Origin of the sequence: Novosphingobium sp. RL4 (assembly GCF_035658495.1) — a bacterium.
GTDB lineage: Bacteria > Pseudomonadota > Alphaproteobacteria > Sphingomonadales > Sphingomonadaceae > Novosphingobium.
In genome coordinates this window covers 799,497-818,078 of the sequence record NZ_CP141945.1, presented here as the reverse complement: position 1 = coordinate 818,078, position 18,582 = coordinate 799,497, and the positions used below count along the sequence as shown (strand labels likewise).

The following is an 18,582-nucleotide window of genomic DNA, read 5'->3' as shown; positions in this document are numbered from 1 at the left end:
ACGACATGGAGAAACCGACCGCGATCGTGGTGGGCACCGGCTTCGGCTGCCGGGTCCATGTTCCGGCTTTGCGCGCCGCCGGGTTCGCGGTGGCCGCGCTTGTCGGCACCCGGCCCGACCGGCTGGAGCGCAAGGCGGCGGAGGCGGGCGTCCCGGCCTTCTTCACCGATCTCGGCGCCGCCATCGAGCGGACCGGCGCGCACCTCGTCACGATCGGCGCGCCGCCCGCCAGCCATGCGCCGCTGGCCTTCGCGGCCATGGCGCGCGGCTGCCACGTGCTTTGCGAGAAGCCCTTCGCGATGGACGCGGCAGAGGGCGCGGCGCTGCTCGATGCGGCGGAGCGGGCGGGCATCGTCCACATGATCGCGCACGAGTTCCGCTGGTTGCCCGAACGCGCGCTGCTGGGCCGCGCCATTGCCGAGGGGCTGATCGGCACCCCGCGCTTCCTGGCGATGGACCAGTTCATCCCCTTCTGCGCCGATCCCGGCGCGCGCCTGCCCGGATGGTGGTTCGACACGGCATCGGGCGGCGGCTGGCTGGGCGCGGGCGGTTCGCACCTGATAGACCAGGTGAGGACATGGCTGGGCGAGTTCGAGAGCGTGTCGGCCCGCCTGCTGACCGTATCGGACCGCGAGAACGGCGCCGACGACAGCTATTCGCTGCGCTTCCGTCTGGCGAGCGGGGCCGAGGGATCGATGCAGCAGAGCGCCGGGGCCTGGGGCGCGCCCGCCAGCCTGCTGCGCTGCGCGGGCACGCGGGGAACCGTGTGGATCGAAAGCGGCAAGGTCCTGCTGGCGGACCGCACGGGCACGCGCGAGCTGCCGGTTCCGGACGATCTCGTGCTGCCCGCAGCGCCCGGCTTCGAGCTGGCACCCTTCATCCGGCTCTGCGAGGCCCTGCGCGCCAGGATCGAGGGTGCGGGGGGTGAGGGGCCGGTGGCGATCCCGACATTCCGCGACGGGCTGGCGGCGATGCGGGTCATGGATGCCGTCCGCGCCTCATCCGCGGCAGGCGGCGCGCTGCGGCCAGTGGAGCCTGCTTCCGGCCTGGAGCCTGCTTCCGGCCCGGGCGGCGGCGCAGCATAAATGTCATGAAACCGACGTAAGGCTTTCGTCTCCCCATTCGAGGCGAAACGATGAACGCGACCCTTGCGCCCAGGCCGATCGACACGGCCGGAACCCGGCCCGACCTTGAAAAGGGCCTTGGCGCCGCCGGCCGGATCGGGTTCGGCGCGGCAATCGTGGCCGCGCTCGTCTATGTGGCCTTCAGCGTCTATTCCGATGCCGCCGCCGTGGGCGTGGAGCCCACCACCTACCTGCCGTTCATCCTGCTGTTCATCGCCCTGCTGATCGCGCTCGGCTTCGAATTCGTGAACGGTTTCCACGATACCGCCAATGCCGTGGCCACGGTGATCTACACCAATGCCATGCCCGCGAACGTCGCGGTGGTCTGGTCGGGCTTCTTCAACTTCCTCGGCGTGCTGGTTTCCACCGGCGCCGTGGCGTTCGGCATCGTTTCGCTGCTGCCGGTCGAACTGATCCTGCAAGTGGGATCGAGCGCGGGCTTCGCGATGGTCTTCGCACTGCTGCTGGCGGCGATCCTGTGGAACCTCGCCACCTGGTGGCTGGGCATTCCCTCGTCCAGTTCGCACACGCTGATCGGCTCGATCATCGGCGTGGGCGTGGCCAATGCGCTGATGCACGGCAAGAGCGGCACCGCGGGCGTGGACTGGGGCAAGGCGGCCGAGATCGGCCAGGCCCTGCTGTTCTCGCCGCTGATCGGCTTCGGCCTTGCCGCGCTGCTGTTCGCCGCGATGAAAGTGCTGGTCCGCAAGAAGGAACTCTACGAGGAGCCGAAGGACGGCCTGCCGCCGCCGTGGTGGATCAGGGCGCTGCTGATCTTCACCTGCACCGGCGTCAGCTTCGCGCATGGTTCGAACGACGGGCAGAAGGGCATGGGGCTCATCATGCTGATCCTGATCGGCACGGTGCCCACCGCCTATGCGCTGAACCGCGCCGTGCCCGAACGCTACACGGCGGAATTCCACGCCGGCTCGCTGGCCGCCGGAGCCGCGCTGGACGAGGCTTCGCCCCCTCCCGGCGTCCCGCTCGATCCCGCGCAGGCGCGCAGCCGGGTCACGGCCTATATCGCCGACAAGACATTGGCCCCCGCCACGCTTCCCGCGCTTTCGGTGCTGGTGCACGACGTGGACCGGCAGGTGACCGACTATGGCTCGCTGGCGAAAGTGCCGGCGGCGGCGGTGAGCAATATCCGCAACGACATGTACCTCGCCTCGGAAGCGATCAAGCTGCTGGGCAAGCAGAAGCCCGCCGCGCTTTCCGGGCAGGCGCAGGAAAGCCTGGCGACCTACAAGGCCTCGCTCGATGCGGGCACGCGCTTCATTCCCACCTGGGTCAAGGTGGCGGTGGCCATCGCGCTGGGGCTGGGCACGATGGTCGGCTGGAAGCGCATCGTCGTCACCGTGGGGGAGAAGATCGGCAAGACCCACCTGACTTACGCGCAGGGCGCCGCCGCCGAACTGGTGGCGATGGGCACGATCTTCGGGGCGGACCATCTCGGCCTGCCGGTCTCCACAACCCATGTCCTCTCGTCCGGCGTGGCGGGGACGATGGCGGCGAACCGTTCGGGCCTCCAGATGAGCACGGTGCGCAACCTGCTCATGGCCTGGGTGCTGACGCTGCCGGTCTCCATCGTGATGGCGGGCGGGCTCTACATGCTGTTCTCGCAGGTTCTCTGACGGGTTCCGGCCGCGCGCTGCCGCCATGAGCCATGACCTGCCCCGTCTTCTTGCCGCCACACAGGGCGCCGGCGCGCCGCTGGCGGATGGCGGCATGGGGCCGGGCCTGATCTGGGGCATGGACCTGACGGACGAAGGCGCCTTCCCCGTTGCCGATTGCGAACGCCCGCCGGAAGGCCGCTTCCGCTGGCTTCATCTCAATCTTGCGCACCAGCGCACGCGAAGCTGGATAGAGCGGTTCGAAGCGGTTCCCCCGGCCGTGCGCGAACTGCTGCTCTCGCCAGACACTCACCAGCGCGCGCTGGTCGACGGCGGCACGGTGGCCTGCGTGCTTCACGATTTCGAACGGGATTTCGACGTGGCCGATACGGCGCGCGTGGGCGGGCTGCGCATGGCGCTGGCGCCGGGGCTGATGCTGACGGCGCGGCTTCATCCGATCCGTTCGGCCGATATCGTGCGGACCCGGCTCTCGCGCTGCGGCGCCGGATTCGGGGCGGCGCAGGCGCTGGAACTGCTGGCGGGCGCGATCAGCGAGAACATCGCCGATATCGCCCGCTCGCTCAGCGCCGACGTGCAGCATGTGGAGGACATGTTCCTCGACGCGCGCGATCCGCCCAAGGCGCGCGACCTGATCGGCGTGCGGCGGCGGCTGGCGCAGATACAGCGCCTGCTCACGGGAATGCGCGGGGTGTTCCAGCGGCTGGAGAAGGACGAGGAACTGCCCGAGGCGCTGCTGCCCGGCGTGGAGAAGATCGCCCAGCGCATCCAGTCGCTCGACGGGGACGTGCAGGGCGTGCAGTCGCAGTTGCGGCTGCTGCGCGAGGAACTGGACATCCAGGAGGCGCAGCGGACCAACCAGAACCTCTACATCCTCTCGATCGTGACCGCGCTGATGCTGCCGGCCACGCTCGTGACGGGGATCTTCGGGATGAACACCGGCGGGTTGCCCTTCGCGCAGGGGCCTTACGGCACGATCCACGCCACCCTGTTCGCGGGCGGCGCGGCCATCGCGACTTATCTGCTGCTGCGCTGGATGGGCTTCATGCGGCGCTAGCGCGGAGCGCCTCGATGTCGCCGGTCTGCATCGGTCCGCGAATGCCGAGGCGCTGGGCGACGATGGTGGGCACCAGCGCCTGTCCCGCCACGTTGACGGCGGTGCGGCCCATGTCGAGGATCGGGTCGATCGCCAGCAGCAGCCCGACGCCCTCGAGCGGGAGCTTGAGCGTGGAGAGCGTCAGCGTCAGCATGACCACCGCGCCGGTCAGCCCCGCCGTGGCCGCAGAGCCGATCACCGAGACGAACACGATCAGCGCATAGTCCGAAAGCTGGAGCGGCACGCCGTAGAACTGCGCCACGAAGATCGCCGAGATCGCCGGATAGATTGCCGCGCAGCCGTCCATCTTGGTGGTCGAGCCGAGCGGCACCGCGAAGGCGGCGTAGGAGCGCGGCACGCCGAGGCGCTCGGTCACTTCCTCGGTCACCGGCATGGTGCCGACGGACGAGCGCGAGAGGAAGCCGATCTGGATCGCCGGCCAGGCCACCGAGAAGAAGCGCAGCGGGTTGATCCCGTGCAGCAGCAGCAGCAGCGGGTAGACCGCCAGCATGACCACCGCGAGCCCGATATAGACCGCGCCGGCAAAGGCGCCGAGCGCGGAAAGCGCGTCCCAGCCGTAGCTGACCACGGCATTGGCGATCAGCGCCGCCGAGCCGAGCGGGGTCAGCGCGATCAGCCAGCGCAGCAGCTGGCGCAGCACGAGGTTGGCCGAAGTCATGAAGGCCAGGAACGGCTCCGCCTTCGCGCCGATTTTCACGGCGGCCGCGCCCACGGCAACGGCGGCGATGATGATCTGCAGCACGTTGAAGGAGACGGCGGTAGTGGCCGCGCCGTCTTCCAGCGTGGTGGCGGCGGTAATGCCGAGGTAGTTGGCCGGAACCAGCCCCTTGAGGAAATCGAGCCAGCCGCCGACCGATGCGGGCGCATGGGCCGCGCCCGCATCGACATGGGCGTGAAGACCGGGCTGGATGGTCAGCCCCAGCGCGATGCCGATGAGCACGGCGATCAGCGCGGTGATCGCGAACCACAGCAGGGTCTGCCCCACCAGCTTCACCGCGTTGTCGAGCCCGCGCAGCGCGGCGACCGAGGCGATGATCGCGGTGAACACCAGCGGCGGAACCAGCGTGCGCAGGAGCTGGATGAAGATCTGCGCCACGGTGTGGAACGTCTCGCTCGCGCCCGAGGCCAGGGCGCTGTCAGGCCCGAGCTGGCGGACCAGCAGGCCCGCGGCAAGGCCCACGACCATGCCCAGCAGCACCTGCACGCCGAAGCCGGGCCACCTTGAACCGGACGATGGGACACCGGGGTGGCGCGAGGCGCTGGTTTCGGGGGTCTTCGCCATGCAGAATTGCCTTCAGGTCGTGAGAATTCGTTCCTTTCCAGCGGAAAAGGCCCCCGCGCGGGCGAGGGCCTCCCATTTCGTGACTTCTTGCACGCCGCGCAAGAGTGTTCGGATGTCAGAACCGATAGTTCGACATGACCCCGAAATAGTTGCCCTTCCTGGCCCCAGCCTCCTCGAAGGCGGAGCCGGGGGCGAAGTAGGTTTCGTAAAGGCGGAAGCTCAGACGCCGGGTGGCCTGCCACGACATTTCGAGGTTGAGCGCCGTGCCGACATAGCGGGTGCCGTCGTAAGGTGCGAACGAAGAGCCCGCCGGGCCGATGTAGACGCCGTCGGCCTTGCTCTGGCGCCAGAGGAAGTCCGGCCCGGCCATGACGGTCACGTTGTCCAGCGGCTTCAGGGTCAGCGAGGGGTATAGGTCCATGAGGTTGGAGAAGTTGAAGAACGCCGCCTCGCTGAACAGCGGCAGGCGGGGGGCGGCGGCCACGAAAGTGCCGGCCTTGCCGTCGGTCAGGTCATGGTCGCCGCTGAAGGCATTGGCGCGCAGGCCCAGGCGGGGCTTCATCGGCAGGCCGGGCCAGGTATAGCCGGCTTCGAACAGCACGCCCCAGGCGCGGATGTCCTGATCCGCAAACGTGCCGCGCTGGAGCGTCCCCTCAAGGTCGAAATCGAAGCGGGCGTTGCGTTTCCACAGGCGCGCGCCCCAGTTGGTGCGGTGGTCCGCGCCCGCGCCTTCGCGCAGCGTCGCGTTGTCGCGCGTCATCTCGTACCAGTAGACGTCGGTGCCGAAGCCCGCCACGCGGTTGGGCGCGCTGACGTAGATCCCGTGGAACGCCTTGGAGGAATCCGCCCCGTCATCGAGGGTGCCCGGCTTGATTTCGACCGGGCGGGTGGCGAAGGCGTCGACCGAGATCTTGCCCGGCAGGATATAGGTCGCGCGCACGCCCTGATAGGTGAAGCGCATGTTGAGCCCTTCGCGCACGCCCGCCAGCTTGCCGTTGCCCAGCGGCATCTCGAAGCGGCCGGGGCGCAGCGTGATCTTGCCGGCATCGCCCAGCGGCACGGTCACGTCGACGAAGGCCTGGTAGACGTCCAGCTTGTCGCGGTTGGGGCCGGTGGCGAAGCTTTCGCCATATTCGCGGTTGTCGCCCAGTTCGAGATAGGCGCGCAGGTTCGGGCCGAGGTGGAGGTCTCCGATCAGCCGCAACCGGCTCTGTACCGGGTTGTTGCTGTCGTTCGCCCTGAGGCCCAGCGCGGAATGGTGCCAGTCGGTATAGTAGACCCGCGCCTCCCCGCCGAGCGAGAGGTAGACGTCGTCATTGTCGCCCAGCGGGATGTGGCGGATCCTGTCCATGATCGGGGCGTCGGCGGCGGGGCGCTTCGACCAGTCCTCGGTCCAGCGGATCGCCTGCGGCACGCCGGGAGGGCCCTTGCGGCCGCCGGGGACCGCTTCGGCAGGCGCGCCTTGCGACTTTGCCGGCCGGATGCCGGGCGGCGCGGCGGAGGATTGCGGGCCGCCGGCGGCGTCCTTCGTGTCGTTGTCGGGCGCGACGGACTGCGCCGAGGCGGGCGTGACATGCACCAGAGAAAGCGCTGCGGTGGCGGCGAGCAGACCGGCGCGACCCGGAAGATTGCAAAACATTTTCAGACTCATCCTCATGCGGGGGGGCGAGGTCGCGGCGGGAATTTCCGCCGCGCCTCCCGTTTTCGGCCCGGTTTTTCCGTTCAGCCTGTTTTTGGGGGGCGCGGCCCGAAGTGCCGCACCCCTGGTGCGATCAGGCGATCGCGTTTTCGCGGTAGCGCACCATGGCCAGCGCGATGCCGCCGACCAGCGTGCCGCAGGCCATCACGAAGGCCACCAGCGCCAGCGACGAACCGCCCGCAAACAGCAGCCCGGCGGTGATCGGGCCCAGCGCCGCGCCGGCGCGGCCGACGCCGATCACCAGGCCGGTGCCGCCCGCCCGCAGCGAGGCGGGGAAGGACTGGGCGATCACCGCGTAGAGACCCGCCGTTGCGGCATTGGTGAAGAAGCCGCCGATGCAGGCCATGATCGAAAGGCTGGCCAGCGTGGTGAAGCCCTGGCCGAACATCGTCACGGCCGCCGCGCCGCAGATCATCGCGCCGATCACCAGCGGGCGCACGCCGATCTTCTGGGTCAGCAGGCTGAGCACGATCGAGCCGCTGGCGCCGCCGACATTGGCCCAGACCAGCACGCCGCCGGCGGAGGCGGGCGGGAAGCCCATGTCGACCACGATCTTGGGAATCCACTTCACCAGGAAGTAGAAGGTCATCATGTGCGCGAAATAGGCGACGATCAGCAGCACGGTGACGCTGGCGATGCCGGGGGCGAAGAATTCGCCGAAGCTGAAGCGGCGGGGCTCCTCGTCACGCGGGGGCAGTTCCGACAGCGCCGCGCGGCCCTGGCGCACCATCGTGCGGTTGATCTTCTCCAGCGCGCCGGCCGGGCGCTTGTGCAGCAGGAAGGCGATGGTTTCGGGCACCAGCCAGAGCACCAGCGGGATGAAGGCGGCGGTGATGATCGCGCCGAATTCGAAGACCGACTGCCAGCGCCCGGTGGTGCCGAGCAGGAAGGCCGCGATGGAGCCGCCGACGATGGCGCCCATCGGATAACCGCCGGCCATGATCGCCACCGAGAGGTTGCGGCGGCTTGCGTTCGAACATTCCGCGACGATGGCGTTGGTGGCCGCGAGCATTCCGCCGATGCCGAGCCCGGTGAACAGGCGGAAGGCGGAAAGCACGGTGAGGTTCTGCGCGGTGGAGGCCAGGAACATGCCGCTTGCCATGACCACGAGGCAGGCCAGGATGGTGGGACGGCGGCCGATGCGATCGGCCATGGCGCCCAGGATCAGCGCGCCGATGCCCATGCCGATCAGTTCCATCGACAGCACCAGGCCCAGCGCGGCCCGGTCTATGCCCCATTCCTTCGAGATGCCCGGCGCGGCGAAGCTGATCGACAGCACGTCGAAACCGTCCAGCGCATTGAGCGCGGTGGCCACGGCAATGGCGATGATCTGCCGGCGATGCATGGGCTCGCGGGCGATAAGTGCCCGCGGATCAGTGTTACTCATATCCTCTCGACCTGCTTTCCGTATTCGAAGTTCGGTGGTGTCGGTTGTGCCGGGGCTCTGTCGGCCGGCTTGTCGCCGGCTCGGTTGTTGGCGGGCTGGGCCGCGGGGTCTGGAACGGCACCCGCTTCGCACGGGCGCCGATCCGCGGCGGGCAGGAAGACGGCGCGGGAACGAAAGGCTTGTCGAAGGAGGGGCCGGGCTCGCGGTCGGGCGACCGGGGCGGGGGTATCCTCTCCAAAGGCATCGTCTCCGCGCAGTCCGGCCTTCGTTGATACGACTTGACCGCTGCGGATTGCCTATTTTTCCCGCAGCGCTTAACCGGAGTCCATGGTGGAATCTGAAAATCGGATGGACTTTTCGCCAAACTTATTGCCGAACGGTAACGAACGTGACGATCCCGGCGGTGCTGCGGTCCCGCGCTACATCCTGTATGGCGATGCCAGCGAACGGCCGGACTGGTTCGTCAATATCGAACCGCTGGACAAGCGCTGCCGTGAACGGGGCTGGCTGATAAAGCCGCATACGCACCCGCGCATGACCCAGGTCGTGTTCTGCGCGGCGGGCAGCGGCACCATGACGATCGAAGGCGATACCGCGCCTTTCGCACCGGGCTGCGTCATGGTCGTGCCGCCGCACCGGATCCACGGATTCCACTACGCCGAAGCCGCGAACGGCTGGGTGATCACGATCGAGACGCACTATCTCGACGACCTTCTCGTCCGTGCGCCGGAACTGCGGCGCGTGCTGAAGGAGCCGGGCGTCTTCGCGCTGTCGCAGGACGGCCTTGCCGAAGTTTCGCCGACGATGGAGCGCATGGCCAACGAACTCCAGAGCGCGCGCAAGGGCGGGGCGATCGGCGCGGAAATACAGCTCATGTCGGTACTGCTGCTGTTCCTGCGGCTATGGCCGTCGGACGACCGCGCCGCGCCCGTGCTCGGCAGCCGCGCCGATCTGGTCCGGCGCTTCCGCGAACTGGTGGAGCGCAGCTACCGCGCCCAGCCGCTCCTGCCCGATCTTGCCGGCGAACTCGGCGTCAGCGTTTCGCAGCTCAGGCTGGCGTGCAAGACGGTGGCGGGCATCTCCCCCATCGAGATCGTCCACGACCGCCTGCTGTCGGAAGCCAAGCGCTGCCTCAGCTACACCCCGATGAGCGTGACCGAGATTGCCGACTGGCTGGGCTTCAGCGACGTCGGTTATTTTTCGCGTTTCTTCACCAAACTGGCCTCGGTTCCGCCCACGGCGTTTCGCCGGCAGCACGGTGCCGCTTTCTGAGCCTTCGGTACCGTTCTGTACCCTCCAGGTGTCGTTCAGTCGTGGCCGAACGGCGCGCCCGCGGCCTATTCAGCCAATTTCTGGATCGATCTCTGCCGCATTCAAGATGGACTTGAAGCGGCCGCGACCCTAGCGCTTCAATCTAGCCGGGAAACGATTGCATAGCCGGCGGGAGAGGGGTCGCGTGAAGGAAATGCAGAGCATCGGCGTGCCCGGCGCAGGGGCGCCGGAAAAGGGCGAAAAGCCGACCTGGGTACGCCAGCGGATCATCGCGCTGATCTTCCTCATAACGACCATAAACTACGCGGATCGCTCGACTTTTTCGATAGCGGGCAGCGAGGCGTCGCGGGAGCTGGGGCTCGATGCGGTGCAGACCGGATTCATCCTTTCCGCCTTCGCCTGGGCTTATGTCGCGGCGCAGATTCCGGCGGGGCTGCTGCTCGACCGCTTCGGCACGCGGCGGGTCTACACGATCGCCATCGCCTCCTGGTCGCTGCTGACGATGCTCCAGGGCTTTGCGGGGCTTTTCGCACTCCACGTCTTCGCGATGCTCTTTGTCATGCGGCTGCTGGTGGGGGCGGCGGAAGCGCCGTCTTTCCCCGGAAATGCGCGGCTCGTGATCGCCTGGTTCCCCGGTAGCGAGCGCGGAACGGCCTCGGCGATCTTCAATTCCGCGCAGTATTTCTCGCTGGTCGCCTTTGCCCCGCTGATGGGCTGGCTGGTCCATTCCTTTGGCTGGCGCAGCGTATTCTGGGTGATGGGCGCGATCGGCCTTGCCGGTGCGGCCACCTTCTGGCGCTACATCCGCAGTCCGATGCGGCATCCGGCGGTGAACCGCGCCGAACTCGACCTTATCGAGCAGGGCGGCGGCCTCATCCACATGGACGAAGGCGGCCGTGCTTCCCGCGCGCCGAGCCTTTCGGACATGCGCCGCCTGCTGGCCAACCGCATGCTCGCGGGTATCTATCTCGGCCAGTACTGCATCAACGTGCTGACCTACTTCTTCGTGACATGGTTCCCGATCTACCTCGTGCGAGAGCGGGGCATGAACATCATGGAAGCCGGTTTCGCCGCGGCACTTCCGGCGCTCTGCGGCTTCGTCGGCGGACTGATCGGCGGCTATGTGTCGGACATGCTGCTGAAGCGGACCGGGTCGCTCGATATCGCGCGCAAGGTGCCCCTCACCGTGGGGATGGTCCTGGCGACCGCGATCATCGCCTGTGCCTTCGTGGAGGCGCAGTGGCTGGTCATCTCGTTGATGGCGCTGGCTTTCTTTGGAAAGGGCGTGGCATCGCTGGGTTGGGCGGTGATGTCCGACGTGGCCCCGCGCGAACAGTCGGGCGTGGCCAATGGACTGTTCAACATGTTCGGAAACATGGCCGGGATCGTGACCCCGATCGTGATCGGCTACATCGTTGCCACGACGGGCTCGTTCGACTGGGCCCTCGGGTTCGTCGGCCTGCACTGCCTGCTGACGATTGTCGCCTTCCTGGTCATCGCAGGACCGATCCGCCGGGTTACACTGGCGGATTGAGGGCGCTTCAGAGCAGCGTCTCGAAGCAGAGCTGGCGCATCACGTCGAGCGCCGGGTTCTCGTTCTCGCGGTGCCAGGCGAGCAGCAGTTCCGCAGGCGCCTCCGGCGTCGTGCGGATCGTGCGCAAGTGCACATCGGTCATGTGCAGGCTCTTGGCGGCTTCCGGCACGATGGCGGCGGCCAGGCCCGAGCGGACGAGGCCCAGCATCGAGTGAATCTGGGTGACATGCTGCACGTAGCTGGGCGTGACGGCGGCATCGGCGAACAGCTTCACCAGCATTTCGTGGAAATAGCCGGCGCCCTGGCGGCTGTACATGATGAGCGGCTTGTCGTCGAAGTCCGACAGGTCCAGCACGGCCTTGGCCTGGCGGGGATCGCCGGAGGGCAGCGCGGCCATCATCGGTTCGCGGTGGATCAGCACATGATCGAAGTCGGTGCGGTCGATCGGCGGGCGCACGAAGGCGAGGTCGATCAGGCCGGTGAGCAGGGCGTCGAGCTGTTCCGACGTCACCATTTCGCGCAGTTCGAGTTCGATGTTGGGCAGCTTGGCCAGCGCCTGCGCGACGATGCGCGGCAGCAGGTCATATCCTGAAGCGGCCGTGAAGCCGATCACCACGCGTCCGGCGTCGCCCTTGGCGATGCGCCGGGCGGCAAGCGCCGCGCCTTCGGCAAGGCGCAGGATACGGCGGGATTCGATGAGGAAGGCGCTGCCGGCAGGCGTGAGTTGCACCTGCCGGCTCGTCCTTTCGAGCAGGGTGACGCCGAGTATCCGCTCAAGCAGCTGGATCTGGCGGCTGAGCGGCGACTGGGTCATGTTCAGTCGCCGCGCGGCGCGGCCGAAATGAAGCTCTTCGGCCGCGGCAACGAAGCAGCGCAGTTGGCTGAGATCGAACATCGCCAACCGAGTAGGCCATCCCTTCGGCGCTGTCACCCTGTCAGGCCCTGGTGGTCCCGGCCTTATGCCCTGACGAGCGAGACGTCGGAAACGCGGGCGATCAGCGCGGCCAGTTCCTCGTGCTCGGCGGCGGTCAGGTCTGCCAGCGGGGTGCGGACCGGGCCCGCATCCCGGCCCACCGCGCGCATCCCGGCCTTGACGATCGAGACCGCGTAGCCGCGTCCGCGATTGCGCAGGGCGATATAGGGCAGGACGAAGGCGTTGAGCTGTTCGACGACGAAGGCCTGGTCGCCCGCGCGCACTGCTGCATAGAAGCGCAGCGCCCACTCTGGCAGGAAGTTGAAGATCGCCGAGGAATACGTCGTAACGCCCATGGCGAGATAGGGCGTGGCGAAGGTTTCGGCCGTGGGCAGGCCGCCGATGTAGGTCAGGCGGTCGCCCATGCGGGCCTGGATGCGCGCCATCAGCTCGATGTCGCCGACGCCGTCCTTGAAGCCGACAAGATTGGCGTTGCGTTCGCAAAGGCGCGCCAGCGTCTCGTCGTTCACGATGCCGTTGTCGCGGTTGTAGACGATCACGGCGAGACCGGTCGCACGGCAGACCGCTTCGATATGGGCGGCAAGGCCGTCCTGGTTCGAACCGATGAGATAGGGCGGCAGCAGCAGCAGGCCGTCGGCGCCGGCCTTCTCGGCCTTGCGGGCGATGTCGGTGGCGATCGCGGTGCCATATCCGCAGCCCGAGATCACCGGGATGCGACCTGCGGTTTCGGCCACGGCGGCGGCAACGACGGTGGCGACTTCATCGGGCGTGAGCGAGAAGAATTCGCCGGTGCCGCCCGCGGCGAACAGGCCGGCAAGGTCGTGTTCCAGCATCCAGCCGCAATGGTCGCGGTAGTCCGCTTCCACGAACCGGCCCTCGGCGTCGAAATGGGTGACGGGAAACGAAAGCAGGCCCGTTCCCAGCTTCGATCCGACTTCCACGGGGCTAAACATTATGAACTGACCTCTCCAAACAGATGCACCCTTCGTGCTTGCCGGGCGTTATTGCAGCGGTCGGAGTGGGTCCAACCCAATTAGGCAATCGATCAATGCCCTGCTTAGCTGGATCGACCCAGCGTAGTTCGGAAAATGACCCGAATTCCGCCAAATTTCGCATATTCTGCTATAAGGTCACGACACCGGTTACCGCCCGTCAGTGCCGAGTTTGCATGGATTGAGCCAGAATTGGCATTGGTATTTGCCCGACAAATCCCGCAATGAGCCGTCCTCCGCCGGGGATGGCGGTCGCAAATCAGGAACGGGCCGGACAACCGGCCGCCGCAGCGGGGGAGTGACGAATGGACCGCAGGAACTTCATTCTGGCAGCAGGCGCCGGTGCATCGCTGACGCTGGCCGGTGGGGCTCAGGCAGCCACGCGCCGCTCCGGTAATCGCGCAGCAGGCGCTTCGGGTCGCAAACCTTATCTCATGAAGCTCGGCTGCCAGAGCATGCCGTCGAGCGAGGCGCATTTCGCCGATTTCGCGCGCTTCGGCGTCACCAACATATGCGCCCGCGCCGCCGTTGCGGATGGGCGGCTCTACCCCACCGTGGACGAGCTTTCGCGCCTTCGCGAGATGGCCGAGCGCCACGGCCTCAGCCTCGACATGCTGGAGCCCGACCTGCTGGGCTCCACGCATATCGACCGCGAGAAGCACCCCGCGATCATGCTGGGCGACGGCGCGGCGCGCGACCGCGACATCGAGGCCTTCGCCACGACCCTGCGCAATTGCGCGGCGGCGGGTATTCCTGCGGTGAAGTACAACATGAGCCTGCTGGGCGTCCTGCGCACGGGCCCGGCCGAAGGGCGCGGCGGGTCGCACTATTTCGCCTGGGACCTTTCGAAAGCGAAGCCGGCCACGCCGCTCACCCGTGCAGGCGTGGTCGATGCCGACCTGTTCTGGGAACGCATCACCTATTTCCTCGACCGCATCGTGCCGGTCGCCAACGAGACGAAAGTGCGGATCGCCTGCCATCCGCAGGACCCGGGCACCCCGCCCGGCGGCTATCAGGGCATTACCAATGTGCTCGGCACCGTCGAGGGGCTTCAGCGGCTCGTCCAGATCAACGAGAGCCCATACCACGGGCTCAACTTCTGCCAGGGTTCGATCTGCGAGAACCTGACGGACCCGGCCAACCAGATCTTCGACGTGATCCGCTGGTTCGGCAGCCGGAAGAAGATCTTCAACGTCCATTTCCGCAACATCCAGGGCCACCGCGACCGCTTCAACGAGAGCTTCCCGGACGAGGGCGACATCGACATGGTTCGCGCGCTCCAGACCTATGCGGAAGTCGGCTACGACGGCATGATAATGCCCGACCACGTTCCCGGCATGGACGATCCGCAAGTGGTGGACGGCAAGCCGGTCTGGACGCCGCGGGCCGAGAATTTCGCCTTTTGCTACGGCTACATTCGCGGGCTTCTGCAATCGGCGCAGCGGCTTACCTGATTTCGCAAGATCGACGCCCGGCGGGCGAAACAATCAAGATCCTTTGGAGGGGAGTTTTCACAAATGATGCAGCGGTTTACCGTCCTTGGCGGAGTGTCGGCGCTTGCCCTGTTCACGCATACGGCAGCCCTGGCGCAGGACGCGTCGGCTTCCACCGATGAACAGCCTGCGATTTCGACCGAGGACATCGTCGTCACCGGCAGCCGTATTCCCCTGAGCGGCTTCAACCGCCCGACGCCGGTCACGGTAACGAGCGCGGAGCAGCTCAATGCGGCCGTTCCGACCACGCTGGGCGATGCGCTGAAGCAGCTTCCGGCGTTGTCGTCCTCGGCGGGGCCGCGCGGTGCGCAGACCTCCAGCGGGCAGGGCGGCGCCTACCTCAACTTGCGCAACCTCGGTACGACCCGCACGCTCACGCTGTTCGACGGCCGGCGCTTCATTCCCAGCGACGGCAGCGGCCAGGTGGACACCAACATGTTCCCGCAGGCTCTGGTGGAGCGCGTGGAAGTGGTAACCGGCGGCGCTTCGGCGGCCTATGGTTCTGACGCCGTGGGCGGCGTGGTGAACTTCATCATCAACAAGAAGTTCACCGGCCTCACCGGCAGCATCCAGGGCGGCGTCACCACTTACGGCGACAATGACGAGCAGAAGGTCGAACTGGCCTACGGCACCCGCTTCGCCGACGACCGCGCGCATTTCCTCATCAGCGGCGAATATTACCGCAACGCGGGCGTGGACGATCGCCTGGAACGCCCGTTCTCGCGCAAGAGCTGCCAGCCGATCTCGTTGCCGGCGGGTTCGGCCACCCGGCGCGACTTCGCCTGCGACGTTCGCGTGGCCAATGCCAATTTCGGCGGGCTCATCACCTCGGGGCCGCTCAAGGGCACGACCTTCGACGCGAACGGCAATCCGGTCGCGTTCAACTACGGCAGCAGCCTGACCGGTTCCACCATGATCGGCGGCGACGGCCCGCGCCCGCAGTTCGCACCCCTGATCGCAGGGCTGGAGAAGAAGGTCGTCTATTCGCGTCTCGCCTATGACGTGAGCGACAGCTTCACCGTCTTTGCGGAAGGCAACTACGGCAAGACCAAGAACGATTATCAGGTCGGTTCCTACTCCAACCAGCTTGGCACCACCGCGCTGACGCTGAGGCGCGAGAACGCCTATCTTCCGGCCGAACTGGCCGCGATGATGGACGACGCGGGCGTGACCACGCTCACCATGGGCCGCTACGATGGCGACCTGCCGCGCACCCGCGTCAAGGTGGCGAACGAGACCCTGCGCGGGGTGCTCGGTGCGGAAGGCAGCGTGCTGGGCGGCCTCAAGTGGAACGTCTATGCGGAGGCGGCGCGCAATACCCGCAACCTTGCGCTGCATCACGATCTCATCCAGGCGAATTACGTCAATGCCGCCGATGCCGTGGTCGATCCGTCCAGCGGCAGCATCGTCTGCCGTTCGACACTGGCCAATCCCGGCAACGGCTGCGTTCCCGTCAATGTCTTCGGCACCAATGCCGTGTCCGACGCGGCGCTGAACTACGTGACCGGCACCAATACCGCGGATCAGAAGTTCCACGAATTCGTCACCGCGGCCTCCATCGCGGGTTCGCCCTTCGCGCTCTGGGCCGGTGACGTGGGCTTCGCGGCCGGCGTCGAATATCGCCGCCAGAGCTTCAACCAGGTCGTCGATCCGCTCTCGGAAGCCTATAACCCGATCACCAATGCCGAGGGCGCCTACCGTGTCGGCAATGCCAAGGCGCAGAGCGGCAAGTACAACGTCAAGGAAGCCTTCCTCGAACTCGACCTGCCGTTGCTCAAGGACCTGCCGCTGATCCAGTCGCTGGACTTCAACGGCGCGGTCCGCCGCACCGACTACAGCACCAGCGGCGCGGTGACGACGTGGAAGGCCGGCCTGACCTGGGAACTCTACGACGATCTGCGCCTGCGCGCCACGCGTTCGCGCGATATCCGGGCGCCCAGCCTCTACGAACTGTTCCAGCGCGGCACCACCAGCTATCAGCCGCAGGTCTACGATCCGTTCACCAACACGACCGCCACCAATGTGCGCTCGGTCGTGCGGGGCAACCCGGATGTTCGCCCGGAAGTGGCCAATACGCTCACGTTCGGCGGCGTCTATTCGCCGTCGTTCCTGCCGGGCTTCAACCTCTCGGTGGACTATTACGACATCAAGATCCGTGACGCGATCGCCTCGCTTTCGTATCAGCAGGAGATCGACGATTGCTATAACGGCAGCGCTTCGGCCTGCGCGCTCATCAGCCGCGATGCGAACGGCGTGTTGACGCAGATCGATATCGTGACCCAGAACCTCGCCTCGTTCGATACGCGCGGCATCGATTTCGAAGCCAGCTACCGTTCGAACCTGCCCTGGCTCTCGGGCGACGCCGTGCTCTCGACCCGCCTTCTGGGCAACTACATCGACAAGTACGAGCAGAGCTCGCCGGGCGTGGCCGCGATCGACCGTGCCGGCCAGATCGGCACCGCGCCGCATTGGCGCCTGACGGGGCAGGCCGACCTGCACCTGGGCCCGGTCTCATTCTTCAACCAGGCCCGCTTCATCGGCGGGGGTGCCTATGACAAGGGAACGGCGGCCGAGGACCTGCCGCAGCGCCACTTTGCCGGGCAAGTGCTGTTCGATACCCGCATCGGCTACAAGCTGCCGGTCGGCGGCGACTGGGAGGCCTATCTCAGCGTCACCAACGTCTTCAACAAGCTGATTAATCCCTATGTGTCGAACGGACCCTCGGGTATTTCCGATTTCGATGCGATCGGACGTACGTTCCGTGTCGGCGTGCGGTTCACGCTCTGACGGTCGAATGAAGGGGACGGGATGATGAATGCGACGCTTTTCCGAGGCGTGCTGGTTGGCGCGCTGGCCGGGCTCTTGTTCGGTTTCGACACGGCGGTCATCGCCGGCACCACGGAAGGCATCCGCACCGCCTTCGGCCTCGACGCCACCGGCGTCGGGGTCACCGTCTCCAGCGCGCTCTGGGGCACGCTGGCGGGCGCTCTGCTGGCGGGCATCCCGGGAGACCGTTACGGCGCGCGTTCCTCGCTGACGGTGATCGCGCTGCTCTACCTTGTGTCGGGCATCGGCTGCCTCCTGGCGATGAACTGGCCGATGCTCCTTGTCATGCGCGTGCTGGCAGGCTTCGCGGTGGGGGCATCTTCGGTGCTGGCGCCGGTCTACATTGCCGAGATCGCACCCGCGGAACGGCGCGGCATGATGGTGGGGGCGTTCCAGCTCAATGTCGTGCTGGGCATTCTCGTCGCTTATCTGAGCAACTACTTCGTATCCAGCCTCCAGCTTGGCGCACTGGACTGGCACGTCAAGTTCGGCGTCACCGCGGTTCCGGCGGTGGTGCTGCTGGTGATGATGCGCACCATTCCCGACAGCCCGCGCTGGCTCTTCGCCAAGGGCCGGGAGGCAGAAGCCGCCGCCGTGCTCGGCAAGCTGGGCAATGCCGACGTTTCTGGCGAGATGGCCTCCTGGCGCCGTGCCGAAAGCCAGACGCACGCCCCGCGCCTCAGCTGGGTGCGTCACCACCGGCCGATCCTCCTGGCCATTGCGATAGCCGCGTTCAACCAGCTCTCCGGTATCAACGCGATCCTCTACTACCTCAACGACATCTTCGCCGCCGCCGGTTTTACGGGGGTTTCGGCAGACCGCCAGGCCATCGTCATCGGTGCCTGCAACCTGGTGTTCACCGCACTTGCCTTGACCGTGATCGACCGGATCGGCCGCAAGACGCTGCTGCTGATCGGTTCCGTCGGCCTGACGGCAGCGCTGGCGGGTGTTGCCCTGATCTTCGGCAGCGGCACGCATCAGGGCTGGCTGCTTTATCTCCTCATCGGCTTCATCGCCTTCTTCGCCTTCTCGCAAGGCGCGGTGATCTGGGTCTATATCAGCGAGATATTCCCCACCGACGTGCGGGCACGCGGGCAGAGCCTCGGTTCCTCGGTCCACTGGTTCATGGACGCGATCATCGCGTTCGGCTTCCCGCTCGCCGCCGCCCATGCCCGCGCCCTGCCGTTCTGGCTGTTCGCGGTGATGATGGCGCTTCAGTTCGTGGTCGTGCTGGCCTTCTTCCCCGAGACCAAGCGCCGCTCGCTCGAAGCCATCGGCGAGGCCATGTAAG

The 18,582-nt window shown here is 66.9% G+C and carries 14 protein-coding genes; 9 read left to right on the top strand and 5 right to left on the bottom strand.

Annotated elements, in window-relative coordinates:
* Positions 1-5 precede the first annotated feature (5 nt).
* Genes U9J33_RS20805 through U9J33_RS20795 form a run of 3 tightly spaced genes read left to right on the top strand, consistent with a single transcriptional unit; the run spans position 6 to position 3,812 of the window.
* Positions 6-1,085 carry a Gfo/Idh/MocA family protein gene (locus tag U9J33_RS20805; RefSeq protein ID WP_185999089.1) on the top strand — a complete coding sequence of 360 codons (1,080 nt, stop codon included), beginning with the start codon at positions 6-8 and terminating at the stop codon, positions 1,083-1,085.
* 50 nt (positions 1,086-1,135) lie between these two features.
* Positions 1,136-2,758 (top strand): inorganic phosphate transporter, encoded by a 1,623-nt coding sequence (locus U9J33_RS20800; RefSeq protein ID WP_132469668.1) that lies wholly within the window; start codon positions 1,136-1,138, stop codon positions 2,756-2,758.
* 25 nt (positions 2,759-2,783) lie between these two features.
* A complete protein-coding gene (locus U9J33_RS20795; protein ID WP_231635954.1) occupies positions 2,784-3,812 on the top strand; it encodes a transporter in 1,029 nt (342 codons plus the stop codon).
* Here the strand turns inward: U9J33_RS20795 and U9J33_RS20790 are convergent.
* From U9J33_RS20790 to U9J33_RS20780, 3 genes are all read right to left on the bottom strand, one after another.
* On the bottom strand, positions 3,799-5,154 hold the full coding sequence (locus U9J33_RS20790; RefSeq protein ID WP_185999088.1) for a dicarboxylate/amino acid:cation symporter: 1,356 nt from the start codon (positions 5,152-5,154) through the stop codon (positions 3,799-3,801). The genes U9J33_RS20795 and U9J33_RS20790 overlap by 14 nt on opposite strands.
* A 115-nt stretch (positions 5,155-5,269) precedes the next feature.
* Positions 5,270-6,793, bottom strand: coding sequence for an alginate export family protein (locus U9J33_RS20785; RefSeq protein WP_185999087.1), 1,524 nt, complete (start codon positions 6,791-6,793; stop codon positions 5,270-5,272).
* A gap of 133 nt (positions 6,794-6,926) precedes the next feature.
* Positions 6,927-8,240, bottom strand: coding sequence for an MFS transporter (locus U9J33_RS20780; protein ID WP_185999086.1), 1,314 nt, complete (start codon positions 8,238-8,240; stop codon positions 6,927-6,929).
* A gap of 44 nt (positions 8,241-8,284) precedes the next feature.
* On the opposite strand from U9J33_RS20780, the gene U9J33_RS20775 reads away from it, so the two are divergent.
* The 3 genes from U9J33_RS20775 to U9J33_RS20765 all read left to right on the top strand — a co-directional run bounded on the left by U9J33_RS20775 (position 8,285) and on the right by U9J33_RS20765 (position 11,046).
* Complete coding sequence (locus U9J33_RS20775; protein ID WP_324699866.1) at positions 8,285-8,512, top strand: hypothetical protein; 228 nt, start codon at positions 8,285-8,287, stop codon at positions 8,510-8,512.
* A 55-nt stretch (positions 8,513-8,567) separates the two neighbouring features.
* Positions 8,568-9,512 (top strand): helix-turn-helix domain-containing protein, encoded by a 945-nt coding sequence (locus tag U9J33_RS20770; RefSeq protein ID WP_292636626.1) that lies wholly within the window; start codon positions 8,568-8,570, stop codon positions 9,510-9,512.
* A gap of 193 nt (positions 9,513-9,705) precedes the next feature.
* Entirely contained in the window at positions 9,706-11,046 is a 1,341-nt protein-coding gene (locus U9J33_RS20765) for an MFS transporter (RefSeq protein ID WP_054438680.1), read from the top strand.
* 7 nt (positions 11,047-11,053) lie between these two features.
* Here U9J33_RS20765 and U9J33_RS20760 read toward each other — a convergent pair whose 3' ends face one another.
* Both U9J33_RS20760 and kdgD read right to left on the bottom strand, forming a co-directional pair.
* Positions 11,054-11,941, bottom strand: coding sequence for a LysR family transcriptional regulator (locus U9J33_RS20760; RefSeq protein ID WP_054438617.1), 888 nt, complete (start codon positions 11,939-11,941; stop codon positions 11,054-11,056).
* 62 nt (positions 11,942-12,003) lie between these two features.
* Positions 12,004-12,933: a 5-dehydro-4-deoxyglucarate dehydratase gene (gene kdgD, locus U9J33_RS20755; RefSeq protein WP_185999084.1), complete on the bottom strand. Its 930-nt coding sequence runs from the start codon at positions 12,931-12,933 to the stop codon at positions 12,004-12,006.
* Positions 12,934-13,277: 344 nt separating this feature from the next.
* On the opposite strand from kdgD, the gene U9J33_RS20750 reads away from it, so the two are divergent.
* From U9J33_RS20750 to U9J33_RS20740, 3 genes are all read left to right on the top strand, one after another.
* Positions 13,278-14,426, top strand: coding sequence for a mannonate dehydratase (locus U9J33_RS20750; RefSeq protein WP_324699864.1), 1,149 nt, complete (start codon positions 13,278-13,280; stop codon positions 14,424-14,426).
* A gap of 63 nt (positions 14,427-14,489) precedes the next feature.
* On the top strand, positions 14,490-17,252 hold the full coding sequence (locus U9J33_RS20745) for a TonB-dependent receptor plug domain-containing protein (protein WP_324699862.1): 2,763 nt from the start codon (positions 14,490-14,492) through the stop codon (positions 17,250-17,252).
* Positions 17,253-17,273: 21 nt separating this feature from the next.
* Complete coding sequence (locus U9J33_RS20740) at positions 17,274-18,581, top strand: sugar porter family MFS transporter (RefSeq protein WP_324699861.1); 1,308 nt, start codon at positions 17,274-17,276, stop codon at positions 18,579-18,581.
* Position 18,582 lies beyond the last annotated feature (1 nt).

Coding starts and splice junctions, on each gene's coding strand:
- U9J33_RS20770 (WP_292636626.1), top strand. CDS start 8,568: ATGGTGGAATCTGAAAATCGGATGGACTTTTCGCCAAACTTATTGCCG.
- U9J33_RS20790 (WP_185999088.1), bottom strand. CDS start 5,154: ATGGCGAAGACCCCCGAAACCAGCGCCTCGCGCCACCCCGGTGTCCCA.
- U9J33_RS20805 (WP_185999089.1), top strand. CDS start 6: ATGGAGAAACCGACCGCGATCGTGGTGGGCACCGGCTTCGGCTGCCGG.
- U9J33_RS20780 (WP_185999086.1), bottom strand. CDS start 8,240: ATGAGTAACACTGATCCGCGGGCACTTATCGCCCGCGAGCCCATGCAT.
- U9J33_RS20785 (WP_185999087.1), bottom strand. CDS start 6,793: ATGTTTTGCAATCTTCCGGGTCGCGCCGGTCTGCTCGCCGCCACCGCA.
- U9J33_RS20740 (WP_324699861.1), top strand. CDS start 17,274: ATGATGAATGCGACGCTTTTCCGAGGCGTGCTGGTTGGCGCGCTGGCC.
- U9J33_RS20760 (WP_054438617.1), bottom strand. CDS start 11,941: ATGTTCGATCTCAGCCAACTGCGCTGCTTCGTTGCCGCGGCCGAAGAG.
- U9J33_RS20745 (WP_324699862.1), top strand. CDS start 14,490: ATGATGCAGCGGTTTACCGTCCTTGGCGGAGTGTCGGCGCTTGCCCTG.
- U9J33_RS20800 (WP_132469668.1), top strand. CDS start 1,136: ATGAACGCGACCCTTGCGCCCAGGCCGATCGACACGGCCGGAACCCGG.
- U9J33_RS20750 (WP_324699864.1), top strand. CDS start 13,278: ATGGACCGCAGGAACTTCATTCTGGCAGCAGGCGCCGGTGCATCGCTG.
- U9J33_RS20765 (WP_054438680.1), top strand. CDS start 9,706: ATGCAGAGCATCGGCGTGCCCGGCGCAGGGGCGCCGGAAAAGGGCGAA.
- U9J33_RS20795 (WP_231635954.1), top strand. CDS start 2,784: ATGAGCCATGACCTGCCCCGTCTTCTTGCCGCCACACAGGGCGCCGGC.
- kdgD (WP_185999084.1), bottom strand. CDS start 12,933: ATGTTTAGCCCCGTGGAAGTCGGATCGAAGCTGGGAACGGGCCTGCTT.